Below are 15,148 nucleotides of genomic sequence, written 5' to 3' on the forward strand. Positions count from 1 at the left end.
ATGGCCTCCACTTCGATAACTGGTCTCGTCACCCATCTCACACCAGTACTGCGGTGGAATGGGACACGGGACCAGCTGGTCTGTGACAAGCTTACCAGCATGAATGACGAACAGCAGAATCCCACCCCCGCGGACGATCCCGTCAACGATCGGGTGCGGGAGATCCATGAGGTCCCGGCCGTGGAACTCATCAACACCGCCGCCGTGCACCTCATGACCGCCTCCGCGGTGAAGGTCGGCTTGGCGGACACGTCCAACGCCGAGGAACTGATCGACCTGGACGAGGCGCGCAAGCTGATCACCGCACTGGCCGGCCTGGTCACGTCCGCCGCCCCGGAGATCGGCAGCCAGCACGCCGGTCCCTTGCGCGACGGTCTGCGTTCGCTGCAGCTGGCGTTCCGCGAGGCCTCGCCCTTCCCGGACGCCCCGGGCAAGGGTCCGGGCGAGAAGTACACCGGCGCTGTGAACTGACCGCCGACCGAAGGACCGTATGACGACCTGACCGCCACGGTATGGCCGCATCAGCGGCCTCGCCGTGAGGGGACCGACCAGGGGCCCGGTGCCGACCACGGACGGCACCGGGCCCCTGTGGCGTCCGGAAGCCCCCGCACGCCACGACGGCCCTGAGCGTCACCCCCCTGGGTCACGGGCTGTCAGCGGTGGAGGCCCGCCAGGTGCTCGGCGACCTGTCGGCTGAACATCAGGAACAGGATCCCGGCGGCCGGCACCAGGAAGAGCAGCCCAGTCGCCACATTCCCGGCGGAGAAGAAGCTGACGGACAGGATCACGGCGAACAGCTCGATCACCACCACGGCTGCCCTGACCCAGGCCCGGCCGGCCCACAGGCTCAAGGCGGCTGCACCGATCCAGACCCCGGCGGCCACGACCAGGACGACCAGGAAGATCTGCGCACCCAGGTTCAACACGCCGCTGCCGATCTCGAGAGCGAACACCACGGCGACACCGAGGACCGCGAGAGCCTGGAGGAGGAGCAGCAGAGTCAGCGCCACCACGGCCGGCGGCCGATGCCCGGGTCCGCGGGTGGTCGATGACCGGGGGGTGGTCTGGTGTTCTGGCGTGGGCACGGCATCCGGCTTTCTGTTGCTCTGTGGGCTGACGGCCGCACCCTTGACAGTGGTGACGGCGGGCCGGAATAGTCTACGGCACCCGTTCCGCGCTGTGATCAACATCGCATGATAACCGCACGTTTACCTGCTGGGCCTCTTGTTTACTCGTCATCGACATGAAAAGATATTTCACGAAGTTCAGCGGGGGTCGTCGCAACGGCCCTTTTTTGTTGCCATCGACAGGATGCGGCAGATCAGTCCCCGCTTGAGGACTACCGTCCGATGACCCGAGACAGTATTGCCGGGGCCACCCGTGTGCCCGGCAGCGAAGGAGTGAACGATCAGCATGGATTGGCGTAGCCGGGCAGCGTGCCTGGACAAGGACCCGGAACTTTTCTTCCCGGTGGGGAACACGGGTCCGGCCCTGCTCCAGATCGAAGAGGCCAAGGCTGTCTGCCGCACCTGTGAAGTGGTCGACACGTGCCTGCAGTGGGCCATCGAGTCCGGACAGGACTCCGGCGTCTGGGGCGGCATGAGCGAGGATGAGCGCCGCGCCCTCAAGCGCCGCGCGGCCCGCGCCCGCCGCGCCTCCTAGTCCGGAAGCCAGACCGGGAACTCTCCCGCCTCAGCACCACGCCACAGGCCCTGACCCCGTGAGGTCGGGGCCTGTGGCGTGTCCTGTCCATACTCTGGGCACGCCATCAGTGGTCAATGTTCCGGGACCGGTGCCTGGATGACCACCTCGGTGCCACCGGACTCCAGCACCATCCAGTCGATGGTGCCCCGCAGATCCCCCGCCACCAGCGTGCGGACGATGTGCAGACCGAGGCCGGGGCTCTGCCCCGGTGCTGGAACGACGCCGGCGGGGTCACCCTTGGCCTTCCGGGGATCGGCTCCGGCGCCCGTCACCAGACCGCCGGCTTCCCGCTCGGGTTCGCCGCCGCCGTCGGGCACCAGGTCATGGCCTCCCGCACCGGCCTCCGTTCCGCTGTCCCAGAGGCGGACCTCCAGCCGCTCGCCGGAGGGCGTCTGCGTCCGGCGAGCCGAGAGCCCCACGTGGCCACCCTCCGGCCCGGTCCCGTGCTCCACCGCGTTCATGGCGAGCTCATTGATCACCAGGGCCAGAGGGGTGGCCAGGTCGGAGGGCAGCTGGCCGAAACCGCCCCGGAACTCCGTGCTGATCTCCCGGCCATCACCGGCCACCTCCACGGCGAGTCGGAACTGGCGCCCGAGCAGCGAGTCCATGTCCACCTGCTGTTCGAGGCCCCGGGACAGCGTCTCGTGGACCAGGGCGATGGTGTCCACCCGGCGCATGGCCTGTTCCAGGCCCTTCTTTGCCTCCTCGGAGTGCATCCGCCGCGACTGCATCCGCAGCAGGGACCCCACGGTCTGGAGGTTGTTCTTCACCCGGTGGTGGATCTCCCGGATGGTGGCGTCCTTGCCGATGAGCTGCTGTTCCCGCCGGCGCAGCTCCGTGACGTCCCGTAGGAGCACCAGAGCCCCGAAACGTCCCGCGTCATCGCGCAACGGCACCGTGTGAAGGGTGAGGTTGACCGAGCGGACGTCGAGTTCGGCGCGGGCCGCGGCCTTGCCCGTCAGCACCAGCGGCAGAGACTCGTCCACGGGCCGGCGTTCATCCTGCAGGTCCGTGACGATCCTCGCCAGGGACCGTCCCTCCAGGGGCTCCGTCTCCCCCAGCCGGCGGAAGGCCGAGACGGCGTTCGGGGTGGCGAAGTCCACCACCCCCTCGGCCGTCAGGCGCAGGACACCGTCCCCGACCCGGGGCGAGCCCCGGTGAGAGCTGCTGACGGGGTCGTCCGCCTCCGGCCACTGGCCGCGGGACAGCATCGTCAGCAGCTGCGTGGCGCTCTCCCGGTAGACCAGCTCGAGCCGGGACGGCGTGCGCTGGCCCGTGAGGTTCTGATGAACCGTGACCACCCCGATGCACCGGTGATGGCGGACCACGGGCCACACCGCCACCCGCATGGAACTGTCCGGTCCGTGGACCGAGGGCGCCGTGGCTGTCGGCTCCCCGGTGGTCCAGGCCTGGTCCACCAGGGACTTCAGGTCGGAGCGGACCCGGCTGCCCACGATGTCCCGGTGCAGGGAGGTCTGCGAGGTGAAGGGCCGAGCCTGGGCCAGGGCCACGAAGCCGCGGCCGGTGATCTCCGAGCCCGCGACCGGGTACCACAGCACCAGGTCCGCGAAGTCCAGATCCGCGATGAGCTGCCATTCACCGACCATCATGTGCAGCCAGTCGACATCGCCCTCCGCCAGGTCGGGGTTGTCGTGGAGGGGGTCGGTGAACAGGGCCATGGAACAGTTCTACTGGGCCGTCACCGATCGCAGTTGGCGCAACGCCACGGAGAGGGAGGCCAGATCGTCTGAGCCCGACTCGCGGATCTCCTCGAGGAAGCGCTCGGCCCGCTCCAGCCGGGCAGCGTTCTCCTCCTCCCATTCCTCGACGAGGCGGGCCCCGTCGGCCGCGTCCGACTCGGACTCGCCGGCCAGGACGTCGGTGGTGGCGTTGACGATCAGGGCGTACAGGTCATCCCTCAGGGCGGCTCGGGCCAGTGCCTTCCAGCGTCCGCTCCGGGGCAGCTCCGTGATCAGGTTGAGCATCGCCTCGGCGTCGAACCGGTCGTAGAGACGGAAGTACACATCCGCCACGTGCCGCGGCTCCCGTCCCGCCTGCCGGGCCAGGCGGACCACGTCCAGCAGACCGAAGGACTCGAACAGAATGGACCGCCTGTTGGCCAGGCCTGACGGCAGGCCGGCCTCCAGGGAGGCGTCCCGCCATGCGGCGAAGCGCTCGGCGTCCTGGCCCTGCATCAGCTGGGGCAGGTCCTCGACAAGGGCCTGTAGGGGGGCGGCGTAGGACTCGACGACCGCGCCGATGCCCTCGCCCTCGGCGCGGTGGTTGACCAGCCATCGCACCGCCCGGTCGAGGAGTCGGCGGGCATCGAGGTAGACGCGGGCCTTGACCTCGCCGTCCACGCTGGCGGGCAGCGCCCGGATCGCCTCGAAGTAGTCGCCGTAGCCGAAGATCTCCTTCATCGCCGAGTAGGCGGCGACCACGGCCGCGGCATCCGCCCCCGTCTCCTCCATGGCCCGGAACACGAAGGTGGTGCCTCCGGTGTTGACCACGTCGTTGGCCACGACGGTGGCGATGATCTCCCGGCGCAGCGGATGCTGCTGGATCTGCTCGGCGTACCGTTCCCGCAGAGCGGAGGGGAAGTAGGCGTCCAGGGTCTGGTCGTACCAGGGATCATCCGGCAGTGATGAGTCCAGCAACTGGTCGGACAGGTTCGTCTTCGCGTAGGCCACCAGCACCGCCAGCTCGGGCGTGGCCAGGGACTGGCCCTGCTCGAGGCGTTCGCCCAGCTCGTCGTCGCTGGGCAGGTCCTCCAACTCGCGGTCCAGATCCGCGTGCTCGACCAACCACTGGATGTGCCGTTCGAAGCTCGGCAACCATTCGGCCACCTTCTGCGAGTCATTGCGCAACAGGGTGTTCTGGTCGACGTTCGTTGCCAAGACCAGTTCGGCGACCTCCTCCGTCATGGACTCCAGCAGGCCGGACCGATCGTCGGCGTCCAGCGCGCCGGTCGAGACCAGCTGGTCCACCATGATCTTGATGTTGACCTCGTGGTCGGAACAGTCCACGCCGGCCGAATTGTCGATCGCGTCTGTGTTGATCAGCACCCCGGACAGGCTGGCCTCGATGCGGCCCCGCTGGGTGAAACCGAGGTTGCCGCCCTCCCCGACGACGGCCGCACGCAACTCGCCGCCGTTGATGCGGATCGCGTTGTTGGCCCGGTCCCCGACCTCGGCATGGACCTCCGTCTCTGCCTTGACGTAGGTGCCGATGCCGCCGTTGTAGAGCAAGTCCACGGGAGCTTTCAGGATGGCCTGGAGCAATTCGTTGGGCCGTAACTCGGTGACGCTCGCCGGCAGATCCAGCAGGTCCCGGACCTGGGGGCTCACCGGGACCGACTTGGCACTGCGGTCATACACGCCACCGCCCTCGCTGAGCAGCGACCCGTCATAGTCGGACCAGGAGGACCGGGGCAGGTCGAACAGCCGACGGCGCTCGGCGAAGGACACGGCCGGGTCCGGATTCGGATCCAGGAAGATGTGCAGGTGGTTGAAGGCCGCCACCAGGCGGATGTGCTCGGAGAGCAGCATCCCGTTGCCGAACACGTCGCCCGACATGTCTCCGATCCCCACCACGGTGACGTCCTCGCTCTGGGTATCCCGGCCGAGAGACGCGAAGTGGCTCTTGACCGACTCCCAGGCTCCGCGGGCGGTGATGCCCATCGCCTTGTGGTCATAGCCCACCGAACCGCCGGAGGCGAACGCGTCGCCCAGCCAGTGGCCATACTCGGCCGAGATGGCGTTGGCGGTGTCGGAGAAGGACGCCGTGCCCTTGTCCGCCGCCACCACGAGGTAGGCGTCGTCCTCGTCATAACGCACGATCCGCTCCCGGGTGGAGAAGACCATCTCGGTTCCGTCGGCGCTGCGCGACTGCTGGTCGGTGATGTCCAGCAGGCCGCGGATGAAGGTCCGGTAGGCCTCCCGGCCCGCCTCCATCCAGGCACCGCGGTCCACCGCCGGGTCCGGCAGCCGCTTGGCGAAGAACCCGCCTTTGGCCCCGGTGGGGACGATGACGGCGTTCTTGACCTGCTGGGCCTTGACGAGTCCGAGGACCTCGGTACGGAAATCCTCCCGGCGGTCCGACCAGCGCAACCCGCCGCGCGCGATGGGACCGAACCGCAGGTGCACGCCCTCGACCTCCGGGTCGTACACCCAGATCTCCCGCGCGGGCCGGGGCTGCGGAGCGAAGTCGATCTCCGAGGTCGCGATCTTGAAGCTCAGGCGCCGGTGCCCCTGGAAGAAGTTGGTGCGTTGGGTGGCCTGCATCACGGTCAGGAAACCCCGCAGCACACGTTCGGCATCCAGGGTGGCGACGTCCTCCAGCGCCTCGTCGGCCCGTTCGCGAACCTGTTCCAGGCTCCGGCGACGGGTCTCGCCGGCATCCGGGCCGGCGTCGTCCGCGGCCGAGGGGGTCGTCGGATCGAAGCGGGTGAAGAAGTAGTCGACCAGGGCCCGTGTCACGGCCTCGTGGGCCAGGAGCGCGTCCGCCATGAAGTCGAAGGAGTTCTGCATCCCGAGCAGACGCAGGTACTTCGCGTAGGCGCGCAGCACGCTCACGGTCCGGGAGTCCAGGCCGTGGGCGAGGACGAGGCGATCCAGGGCGTCGGACTCGGAGACACCGGTGGTCGCGGCGACGACCGCGTCCTCGAGCAGCCCGGCCGTGGCCTCGGATTCCGAGCCCACCGGATAGCCCAGACCGAAGTCGTAGAGGTAGAACTTGCGCCCGTCTGCGGGTTCCACCTCGAAGGGCCGCTCATCCAGGACGGCCAGGCCGAGGTTGTGCAGCACGGGCAGGATCTCCGTGAGCGTGCGCGGCCGGTCGGAATAGACCTTCATGCGCCCGATCGTCCGGTCGGTGACCCGTTCCTCGGCGATCCGCGATCGCTCGTCCTGGTGTTCCGGCACGACATGCACCACGGGTGCGCCCTCCCCCGGAAGCCCGTTGAACCGGCCGATGTCCTCGAGAGCGTTGTCGATCTCGTACGCCACCCGGTAGGCGGGCGGAAAGGCCTCATCCCACAAGCGGGCGGCATCCACGCCGGAGTCGGCGCCGAACGCCTCGACCGCCTGTTCGTCCACCCCCTCCTTCCAGGATCGGACGGCCCGGACCAGCCGCTCCTCGAGGTCCTTGGCGTCCACCGGTGCGGCGCGTTCGCGCTCGCGCGGCAGCCGGATGCGGAAGTACAGGCGTGCCAGCACGGACTCGGTGAGCCTGACCTGGAAGTCCAAGGACTCCCCGCCCAGGGCGTCGAGGAGCACGTTCTGGATGCGGCCGCGCACATCGGTGTTGTAGCGGTCGCGGGGCAGAAAGACGAGGGCGTTCATGAAGCGGCCGTAGGTGTCCGGCCGCAGGAACAACCTGGTGCGGCGGCGTTCCTGCAGCTGCAGGATCTGCCGGCAGGTGTCCCACAGTTCATCCACGCCCACCTGGAACAGTTCGTCACGGGGGTAGGTTTCGAGGATCTGCTGGAGCTCGGCTCCGGAGTGGGAGTCCCGTGGGAAGCCGGACCGGTGCAGCACCTCGGCCGCCTTCTCCCGCACCAGCGGGATGTCCTCGAGTGACACCGAGTACGCCTTGGGATCCCACAACCCCACGAACCGGCGCTCTCCGGTGACCTTGCCGTCACGGTCGTAGGTCTTCACGGCCACGTAGTCCATGTAGGCGGAACGCTGCACCCGGGAGCGCGAGTTCGCCTTGGTGATGATCAGCGGGATGGGGCGCTCGATCTGGTTGCGACCAGCGATGGACAGCGGCGCCGGCGGCGTGGTAGGTCGCCGGCGCAGGATGCCCAGGCCCGTGTCCTCCACCGGGACCAGCACCTGGCCGTTGTCCCCACTGTGCAGCACATACTCCCGGTAGCCGGTGAACGTGAAGTGGCCGTCCTCCATCCAGTTGAGCAGCTCACTGCTCTCGCGCACGCCCTGCACCGTCGCCGGGGCATCGTGCGTGAGGGTGCGGGCGGCGGTGAAGGCCGCCGCTCGCATGCGGTCAGCATCGGCGATGGCGGCGCGCACGTCCGCCAGTGCGTGGCCGAGGCCCTTCTCAAGCCGGACGGCCTCCTCATCGTCCAGCGGGCCGACGGTCTGCACGCCGATCCAGGACTCGACTCCAGCACGTGCGCCATCACCGGTGACCAGCGGGCCGAGGTCCGCGAGCGCTGCCGTGGTGTCACCGCTGGCGGTGCCCTGCTGGGTGGGGACGCGGTGGACCGCGGTCAGCTGCCCGGTGTCCTTGGCCCGATGGGTGATCACGGTCGGATGGGCGACCATGCGAATGGCGTGCCCCTGACGGGTCAGCTCACTCGTGACGGAGTCCACGAGGTAGGGCATGTCCGCATGCACGATCTGGACGAAGCCGTGGGGCCTGCTGGGGGTCACCCGCACGACAGCTTCGTTGGTGCCACGGCCGGCAGCCATCTCCACGTGCGTGGCGACGAGCCTCTCACGCGTGGGCGGGTCCAGCTCGGCCAGGTCCGCCTCTGAGACATGCTCGAAATACGCGCGGGCCAGGTGCTCGAGACCGAGGGGGGCATCCGGGGTGCCGGCGGCCTGCTGATCGGTCCACAAAGGGGTTGACGACGACATCTGGGGGTTGTCCTCTTCCATCGCTGCAGCTGTACCGGAGGCACCGGGCCTGGGCCGGGTGCGACCGGATGAGTGGAACGTCCTTGGTCCACTACGGCGAGCCTAACGGCCCGCAGGTCAAAGCGTGAACGACGTGCCCGCTGCAGAGCGGTGCGGAGGTCAGCTGCGCCGCAGCAACGTCCGCAGACCCGGTCCGACGGCGGCCGTGGCGGATCTGGTCTGGACGGCTCCGGCGGCCGTACCGGCCAGCCGGGCCACGGCGCGGCGCAGGGCCGACTTCGGTGCAGCCTCGGCCAGCACCTGTCCGCCGAGCAGCGCACGGTCCAAGGCCCGGCGGTCCCAGGGCAGGAACCCTCCGACGGTCCACGACCCGCCGAAGCGGTCGAGGACGCCGGTGATCTGTGATTGCGGGGCCACCCCCGAGGCATCCGGCCGGACCTGGTTGACGACCACCTCCACCCGGCTCCGCTCCACGGTGTCCACCTGCAGCCCCAGCTCGTCCAGACCGTGGATGAGCCGGGGCAGCCCCACCGGATCACCGGTGCCGACGGCCAGGATGCGGTCCGCGGCCGCCAACCCGGCCAACGTGGCCGCGTTGCGCTGTGGAGCCGGGATGTCGAAACTGAGTTCCTCATCCTCCTCCAGGCAGAACCCGCAGTCCAGCACGACCTCGTCCCAGCCGGCGGCAGCCGCCGACAGTACGTCGTCCAGGGCGGCGCGGCGCAGCTCCGGCCACCGGTCAGCCCGGGTGAGGCCCGTGAGCACCTGCAGGGTGGTCCCAGCCACCCGCGCCCGGAGCGCTGCTCGCCCGATCCCCTCCGGGGAGATCCCTCCCTGGTCGGCGGTCCGGCAGGCTTGGGCGATGCCCGCGGATTCGTCCAGCAGACCCAGGTGGATGCCCGCAGAGGCCGCATAGGTGTCTAGATCGATCAACAGCGTCCTGCGCCCGGACAGGGCCAGTTCTACCGCCAGGTTGACCGCCACCGTGGTACGGCCCGGGCTTCCCGCGGGACCCCAGACGGCGGTCACCCGGGGCGGCGCCGCGGTTTCGGTGGCACTTCCCCCGGAGACCAGGGCCTCCGGCTCACCGTCCCGATCGGAGGGAGCCTCCGTGTCCGGCTCGTCACCGGGGTCCGGCACCAGGTCGCCGGGCGCGGCGGAGCCGGCATCGCCCCGTGCTGGGGCACCCCGTTCTGCGCTATCCCGTTCTGCTGGGCCATCCGGTTCTGCGCCACCTCGTTCTGCCTCCGCCCCGACGGTCTCAGATTTCATGACGGCGGCGGACTGAGCCGGTGCATGGCCTGCTCCCCTCGGGGGAGAGAGCACCTCGTCATCGGCCGGACGTGCCGGCGTCGTCAGACGTTCGGGCCCGGCCGGCTCGTCAGCGCCGTTCTGGGCGGACCGGCGGCCGCGAGCCCCAGGTTCAGCCGTGATGCGCTGACGTTGCTGATCCTGGGAGGCGGCGTCGGTCAGCAGCATGGCCAGTTCCTCCGCGGACAGGTCAGGCGAGCCCACCGGGATACCGAGTCCGGAGAGGCGGACTCGTTCAGCGGCCACCTCGCTGAGCGCCACCACCGCAGCGGTCCGGGAACTCGCCCCTCCGGCACTGAGGGATTCCAGGAACGTCAACGTGAGCTGATCGGTGTCGCCGGCCACGAGCACAACATCCGCCAGTCCCGTGCGGGCCACGGAGATCAGTTCGGCGAGGCTCTCGCAGCGGCGGATCACCGTGACGGGCCCCCGCAGCCGCTCGAGTCCGGAGACGTGGTCGAAGCCGGGCATGATGGTGGTGGCCACCGAGACCTTGCGCACGAGCACTCCTACTGTCCGGCAAGCGACGGGACCACGCTGATGCGCGCCCCATTGCCCTTGGCGTCCAACACCTGTGGCAGTTGCTCCGGACCCACGAGGATCTGCACGTTGATCCCACCCGTGGAGCCGAACGAACCGGTGGCCTCCGTGATTTCGGCCAGTTCGGCGGACGGGGCAACCAGTTCCGGTTCGCTGAACCCCTGATTGCCGTCCTGGGCGGCGATCCACACATCCACCCGGCCACCGGGGGCCGTTCCCTCAGGGAGCGGATCGGCCACGGTCAGGGACACGGCCTGCCGTGACTGTGGGTCCACCCTGGCCACGGCACCGGCCGGGAGCAGTTCGCCCTGGCGTACCGTGCCCACCACAGCCTGGTCCTCGGGGAACGGTTCGTCCGCGGGGAGGTAGTCGTCGGCCGCGTCGCCCAGCCGCGCCTGCACCACCGTCAACTGGTCGGTCTCGACCACGCTGCCTGGAACCAGGTCCTGTCCGGCGGCCCAATAGCCCTCCGAGCGGTCCAGTGACTGCACCAGTGCCACGATGCCGGCCACCGACAGCAGCACCAGCAGGAGCCCGGCCAGCAACCGGGGATCCTTCCACCCCGGCCGCGTGAGCCGCGGAGCCTCCGCCGTGTTCGTCGCCTCCACGGGCGTCCTCCCTCTCCGGTCCGGCCGCCTCATGCGCCGCCGACATCCTTGACCACCTTATCCAAGCCCCACGCCGCCCAGGCGAGGGTGTGGACAAGTCGGGGTGGACCCAGCGGACCGGACCGCCCCTGTGGACAACCCCTGCACCCACGGTGACCGTGGAAGAATGACAGTGACCGATGCCCACTTTCGACCCGGAGGACCCATGCCGCGCTTCCTGACCCTGACCGATGTCGCCGAGGAGCTGCAGGTCTCCATGGCGCAGGCCCGCGCGCTGGTGCGCAGTGGGGAGCTGCCGGCCATCCAGATCGGCGGTCGTGGCCAGTGGCGGGTGGAACAGGTCAAGCTCGACGAGTACATCGAGGACCTCTACGTGCAGCAGGCCGCCAAGGCCGAGGCCCGAAAGGCCGGTGCACCTCAGACCGAGGACGCCTGAGCCGAACGCACGAGGTGGATGGCATCGAAGGGAATCACCCTGACCCCGCGGACATTGCGCCCGCGACGCTGTTCGTCTCGAGGGTGGACGGCCAGGTCGAGGTGGTCCAGCCCCACCCGGTCGATGGTCCCCTCTCCGAGCAGCCGCCCGTCCCGGCCGGCGACCACGAGGGCCACGCGGGCACGGGACAACGACCGGTACAGGAAGCCGATGCCCAGCTTCCGTCGCCCGGGAGATGCTTCCGGGACCACCGCCGCCAGAGGACTGTCGATGGCCACCACGGCGGCGAGGTTCACCACCAGGCTTCCGCTCCGGTCCGTCCCGCCGATCCACGTGGATCCCACGGTGGAGAGGGTCAACTCCAGCCGTTGGCCGTCTGCTAGCACGAGCGCCAGCGTCGACCCCACCGCACCGCGCAATCGATCGATCAGGGCGATCGCGGATCGCTCGCCGCGCGTCAGCTCGGCCGCCTCGGCCTCCGTGTCCTGCCAGTGCCCCTGGGCCAGCTGGGCCTCCAGATCGGCAAACAGACCGTCCCATCTCATCTCCCCAGCCTAAACCGGTGACATGGCGACCCCCTCAACGGGCGGACGGCACGTGCCGCCGACGGTCCGGAATCTGGCGACTCTCGTACACCCGATATAGCCCCAGCACATCAAACGAAATCAAACGGCACCGATCACCACTGTACTTCGTCTATTGACATCTGTAGCGACCTACTGTTGCCTTAGTCCATCGACGAAGAATGAGGGCGCCCGACGCCCGCGAGGCTGAAGGGGCACCACGTGAGTGCATCGTCTGAGAACCGCCACCCGGCCCTCCGGGGCGAGGATCTGATTCTGACCCTGCTGTGCACTGTGGCCGGACCGTTGCTGTGGTGGTTCGGCTCCACCGGAGTGGGAGGCGCCGTTCCCAGCGCGGGTCTGCCCCTCGTCGAACGGCTGGTCGCCTCCCTCTGCGCCGGAGCGGGCGCCGTCGTCGCCGCTTGGTGGCTTCTCGCCGTGCTCGGCACGGCCGTGGCGGCTCTGGGTCACCGGACCAGGTCGCTCCTCCTCATCCGCTGCGGCAGCGCTGTCTCCCCCGCCTTCCTCCGCCGGGTGGCGACGTCAGTCCTGGGAGTCAACTTACTGCTGGCACCCGGGGCGTGGGCCACGCCCGGTTCCGCCCTCGCGCCATTTCCGGTGGCCCAGGACTCCACCGCGCAGGAGGCCTCCGTGTACACACCCACCGCGCTCCCCCATCCGGGCTGGCTCTCGGGTGCCTCGGCCTCCCTGCCGGACGAGCAGCAGGTGCCGTCGCCCACGTGGAAACCCTCGGCCCCGGTGCCGTCCGCGCCCGGTGCACCTCGCTCGGGCCAGGCCGCCACGGACGACGCCAAGACCATCACGGTGCGCCGGGGTGACTGTCTGTGGGACATCGCCGCACACGAACTCGGTCCCACAGCCACCGTCCTGGAAGTGGACGGCCGATGGCGGCAGTGGCACGACCACAACCGCGCCGTCATCGGCGGCGACGCCGATCTGCTCATCCCCGGCACCGTCCTCACGGCACCGCCCCTGAGCTAGGCTGCGTCCCGCACCGCACCACGGACCCGCTCACCGGGCCGCAGCACCACCGATCCCCGTCCACGCTTGATCCCAGTACAACCGGAGGAACCATGACGACCCTGACCACGGCCGCAGAGCAGGCCCCGGAGCGGACTCCCGTCCTGACCGTCACCGCCGTCCCCGCGGCCCAGCCACCCCTGGACTCCGCGGCCGGAACCACCCGGGGGTTCGCCTCCCGACCCTCCCGGAGTCAGCCGCACCCGGCGTGGGCGCCCCGGCAGCGACCACTCGACAAGACCGCGACGGCCGAGCGTGCCCAGGCCGAGCGCCGGAGGGAGGAAGAACGCCATGTCCGTTCCCTGGCGCGGATCGTGGCCCTGGCCTGCGTGGAGGCCGAACTCGGGCTGCGGCCGGCACGTCAGCTGTCCGCCTGGCTCGACCTGGCCACCTACCAGAAGATGATCCGTCGGGCCGATTTGGCCCAACGCATCCGGGCCACGCGGACGGATGGCCCCGCCGCGGCCCCGAAGGCGCTCGGGGCCCGGGCCTGTCGCCTGGGCCAGGAGGCCTACGAAGCCAGTGCTACCGTCCAATTGCCCGACCGCGCCCGGGCCATGGCCTTACGCATCGAGAAGCACCGCAACCGGTGGAAGGTCACGGCATTGGAACTCGGCTAGCGGTACTATCCGCCCAGGTCGGTTACACGGCCTGCCGGTGAGAATCACTGGAGTGCGGTGTGTCCGCCGAGATGATGGTGGCGGTGCAGGAAACCGCCAAGGCCCGCGATGCGTTGGACCTCTGAGGTGTAGGGGCAGGCGTGGGCGCCTTCCTCCAGTACGCTGCGGTTGAACCGCTCGACCTCCTTGTCTCGCACGCCTCACCCACCCCGGCGGGCGACGTAGTAGGTGTTGAACGGATCGGTGTCGATGTCTTTGTCCTCCACCGTCGCGAAGCCGGCCTCCGAGACCATCCGCAGCGCCAGCTGGCGTCCCCAGGCGGTCCCGAGCCCGTCGCCGTCGAGCCCCAGAGAGACCGTCATGCAGTGGAAGAGGGAGATGGCGTAGAGGTAGCTGGCCCACGGCAGGTCGATGTTGTCCTCGACTGCGGTCTCCGCGGTGAGGTCCACCATGAGGAAGATCCCACCCGGGCGCAGCGCCCGGTGGATATTGGCCAGCACCTGCGCGGGATGTGCCTGGTCATGGATGGCGTCGAAGGCGGTGACGGCATCGAAGGCCTCCTCGGCCGCCCAGCCGCCGACGTCCAGGACCTCGAAGCGGGCGTTGTCCAGTCCCCAGGCAGCGGCCTCTCGGCGCGCGGTGGCGATGGCCTCGTCCGAGAAGTCGAACCCGGTGAACCGGCTGGCCGGGTAGGCACGGGCCATGAGGTTGACGGCATGGCCCGAGCCGCAGCCGATGTCCGCCACCTCGATCCCCGCCGCCAATCGTTCCGGGAGGTCGTCCGCCAGAGGCAGGATCACCTCGATCAGGGCTGCATCGTTGACGGCCGCGCTCTCTTCCGCCATGACCCGGTGGAAGTTCGGGTAGTCGCCGTAGGACAGCCCGCCACCCTGGCGGAACCGTTCGACCACCTTCTGCTCCACCTCGCCGAACATCGCGATGTACTGCATCAGGTGGGACATGTTGTTGTGCCCGGCCGCCGTGGTCAGCACGGCGGCGTGCTCCGGGGGCAGGGTGTGGGTCCGGGTGCCGGGGTCCAGGCGGACGATCCCGGCGGTCACCATCCCTGCCAACCACTCGCGGACGTAGCGTTCCGTCAGGCCACCCTTCTCGGCCAACTGCCCGCTGGTCGATCCAGGGTTCTGCGCCAGCTCGTCGAAGAGGCCGACCTGGTGGCCCACGCTGATCAGCAGGGCGATGGCCGCATCGTTCATGATGCCGACGCAGCGGTTGCCGAAGGCCTCGGCTGCGGCCGGGTCAACGGACGGAGACACCCAGACGGCGGACGCCGAGGTGTTCTGGGTGTTCTGGGTGTTCAGGTCGGTGCTCATGGTTGATTTTGCCTTCCGGGGTGGCCGGATTCCGGTGGCGCACATACATGGCCAGCATGAAACCGGTGGTGATCAGGTAGAAGCCGTGCAGGACCCAGATGGGCCCCATGGGCAGGCTGTAGATGTACACGGAGTGCACGAGGTTGCCGATGTTGGCCATCACGAGGTTTCCCGGGCTGTAGGAGCTCAGGTCCCTGGTGCGGAACGCCTTGAAGACCATCGGCATGACGCTGGCGGCGAAGAGGACGGAGGAGATGCTTCCCGCGATGACCGCCGGGGTGACGTCCATGGCTGGCCTCTTTAAGCCTTCGTCCTTAAGCCTTCGTCGTGACACCCACAACGATAGAAAGCTCACGGGATCGCGGCATCGGGAAGAGCACCCATTCTCGGCG

The 15,148-nt window shown here is 69.2% G+C and carries 14 protein-coding genes; 5 read left to right on the forward strand and 9 right to left on the reverse strand.

From position 1 onward, the window contains the following. Positions 1-99: 99 nt before the first annotated feature. A complete protein-coding gene (locus tag AB0333_RS14705) occupies positions 100-471 on the forward strand; it encodes a DUF1844 domain-containing protein (RefSeq protein WP_366219449.1) in 372 nt (123 codons plus the stop codon). A gap of 182 nt (positions 472-653) precedes the next feature. Here AB0333_RS14705 and AB0333_RS14710 read toward each other — a convergent pair whose 3' ends face one another. Continuing rightward, on the reverse strand, positions 654-1,085 hold the full coding sequence (locus tag AB0333_RS14710) for a hypothetical protein (protein WP_366219450.1): 432 nt from the start codon (positions 1,083-1,085) through the stop codon (positions 654-656). Between the two features lie 328 nt (positions 1,086-1,413). Here AB0333_RS14710 and AB0333_RS14715 point away from each other — a divergent pair, with 328 nt between their 5' ends. Continuing rightward, on the forward strand, positions 1,414-1,662 hold the full coding sequence (locus AB0333_RS14715) for a WhiB family transcriptional regulator (RefSeq protein WP_010144519.1): 249 nt from the start codon (positions 1,414-1,416) through the stop codon (positions 1,660-1,662). A 113-nt stretch (positions 1,663-1,775) separates the two neighbouring features. Here the strand turns inward: AB0333_RS14715 and AB0333_RS14720 are convergent, their stop codons facing one another. From AB0333_RS14720 to AB0333_RS14735, 4 genes are all read right to left on the reverse strand, one after another. Further along, entirely contained in the window at positions 1,776-3,383 is a 1,608-nt protein-coding gene (locus tag AB0333_RS14720) for a histidine kinase N-terminal domain-containing protein (RefSeq protein ID WP_366219451.1), read from the reverse strand. Positions 3,384-3,392: 9 nt separating this feature from the next. Beyond that, entirely contained in the window at positions 3,393-8,306 is a 4,914-nt protein-coding gene (locus tag AB0333_RS14725) for an NAD-glutamate dehydrogenase (RefSeq protein ID WP_366219452.1), read from the reverse strand. Between the two features lie 159 nt (positions 8,307-8,465). Further along, positions 8,466-10,118, reverse strand: a complete 1,653-nt coding sequence (locus AB0333_RS14730; RefSeq protein WP_366219453.1) for an ATPase — start codon at positions 10,116-10,118, stop codon at positions 8,466-8,468. Positions 10,119-10,126: 8 nt separating this feature from the next. Beyond that, a complete protein-coding gene (locus tag AB0333_RS14735; protein ID WP_366219454.1) occupies positions 10,127-10,765 on the reverse strand; it encodes a flagellar biosynthesis protein FlgA in 639 nt (212 codons plus the stop codon). A 205-nt stretch (positions 10,766-10,970) separates the two neighbouring features. Between AB0333_RS14735 and AB0333_RS14740 the strand changes: the two genes are divergently transcribed. Then, positions 10,971-11,201, forward strand: a complete 231-nt coding sequence (locus AB0333_RS14740; protein WP_159551548.1) for a helix-turn-helix domain-containing protein — start codon at positions 10,971-10,973, stop codon at positions 11,199-11,201. Here the strand turns inward: AB0333_RS14740 and AB0333_RS14745 are convergent. Beyond that, positions 11,183-11,746, reverse strand: coding sequence for a hypothetical protein (locus AB0333_RS14745; RefSeq protein ID WP_366219455.1), 564 nt, complete (start codon positions 11,744-11,746; stop codon positions 11,183-11,185). The genes AB0333_RS14740 and AB0333_RS14745 overlap by 19 nt on opposite strands. Positions 11,747-11,986: 240 nt before the next feature. Here AB0333_RS14745 and AB0333_RS14750 point away from each other — a divergent pair, with 240 nt between their 5' ends. Both AB0333_RS14750 and AB0333_RS14755 read left to right on the forward strand, forming a co-directional pair. Further along, positions 11,987-12,766 carry a hypothetical protein gene (locus AB0333_RS14750; protein WP_366219456.1) on the forward strand — a complete coding sequence of 260 codons (780 nt, stop codon included), beginning with the start codon at positions 11,987-11,989 and terminating at the stop codon, positions 12,764-12,766. 92 nt (positions 12,767-12,858) lie between these two features. Further along, positions 12,859-13,425 (forward strand): Rv3235 family protein, encoded by a 567-nt coding sequence (locus AB0333_RS14755; RefSeq protein ID WP_366219457.1) that lies wholly within the window; start codon positions 12,859-12,861, stop codon positions 13,423-13,425. A 44-nt stretch (positions 13,426-13,469) separates the two neighbouring features. Here AB0333_RS14755 and AB0333_RS14760 read toward each other — a convergent pair whose 3' ends face one another. From AB0333_RS14760 to AB0333_RS14770, 3 genes are read right to left on the reverse strand one after another with little or no spacing between them, the layout of a single operon-like run. Beyond that, positions 13,470-13,622: a hypothetical protein gene (locus tag AB0333_RS14760; protein WP_366219458.1), complete on the reverse strand. Its 153-nt coding sequence runs from the start codon at positions 13,620-13,622 to the stop codon at positions 13,470-13,472. Between the two features lie 3 nt (positions 13,623-13,625). Further along, positions 13,626-14,756, reverse strand: coding sequence for a class I SAM-dependent methyltransferase (locus AB0333_RS14765; RefSeq protein ID WP_366219459.1), 1,131 nt, complete (start codon positions 14,754-14,756; stop codon positions 13,626-13,628). Further along, the gene (locus AB0333_RS14770; RefSeq protein WP_366219460.1) at positions 14,683-15,045 is read right to left on the reverse strand and encodes a hypothetical protein; all 363 of its coding nucleotides are present in this window, start codon (positions 15,043-15,045) and stop codon (positions 14,683-14,685) included. The genes AB0333_RS14765 and AB0333_RS14770 overlap by 74 nt, the downstream gene beginning before the upstream one ends. Between the last annotated feature and the right edge of the window lie 103 nt (positions 15,046-15,148).

This window comes from Citricoccus sp. NPDC079358 (genome assembly GCF_040702545.1).
GTDB lineage: Bacteria > Actinomycetota > Actinomycetes > Actinomycetales > Micrococcaceae > Citricoccus.

Bases quoted from the DNA above. Each gene is read 5' to 3' on its own strand.
- AB0333_RS14705 (WP_366219449.1), top strand. From the start codon at position 100: ATGAATGACGAACAGCAGAATCCCACCCCCGCGGACGATCCCGTCAAC.
- AB0333_RS14715 (WP_010144519.1), top strand. From the start codon at position 1,414: ATGGATTGGCGTAGCCGGGCAGCGTGCCTGGACAAGGACCCGGAACTT.
- AB0333_RS14720 (WP_366219451.1), bottom strand. From the start codon at position 3,383: ATGGCCCTGTTCACCGACCCCCTCCACGACAACCCCGACCTGGCGGAG.
- AB0333_RS14725 (WP_366219452.1), bottom strand. From the start codon at position 8,306: ATGTCGTCGTCAACCCCTTTGTGGACCGATCAGCAGGCCGCCGGCACC.
- AB0333_RS14740 (WP_159551548.1), top strand. From the start codon at position 10,971: ATGCCGCGCTTCCTGACCCTGACCGATGTCGCCGAGGAGCTGCAGGTC.
- AB0333_RS14745 (WP_366219455.1), bottom strand. From the start codon at position 11,746: ATGAGATGGGACGGTCTGTTTGCCGATCTGGAGGCCCAGCTGGCCCAG.
- AB0333_RS14755 (WP_366219457.1), top strand. From the start codon at position 12,859: ATGACGACCCTGACCACGGCCGCAGAGCAGGCCCCGGAGCGGACTCCC.
- AB0333_RS14765 (WP_366219459.1), bottom strand. From the start codon at position 14,756: ATGAGCACCGACCTGAACACCCAGAACACCCAGAACACCTCGGCGTCC.
- AB0333_RS14770 (WP_366219460.1), bottom strand. From the start codon at position 15,045: ATGGACGTCACCCCGGCGGTCATCGCGGGAAGCATCTCCTCCGTCCTC.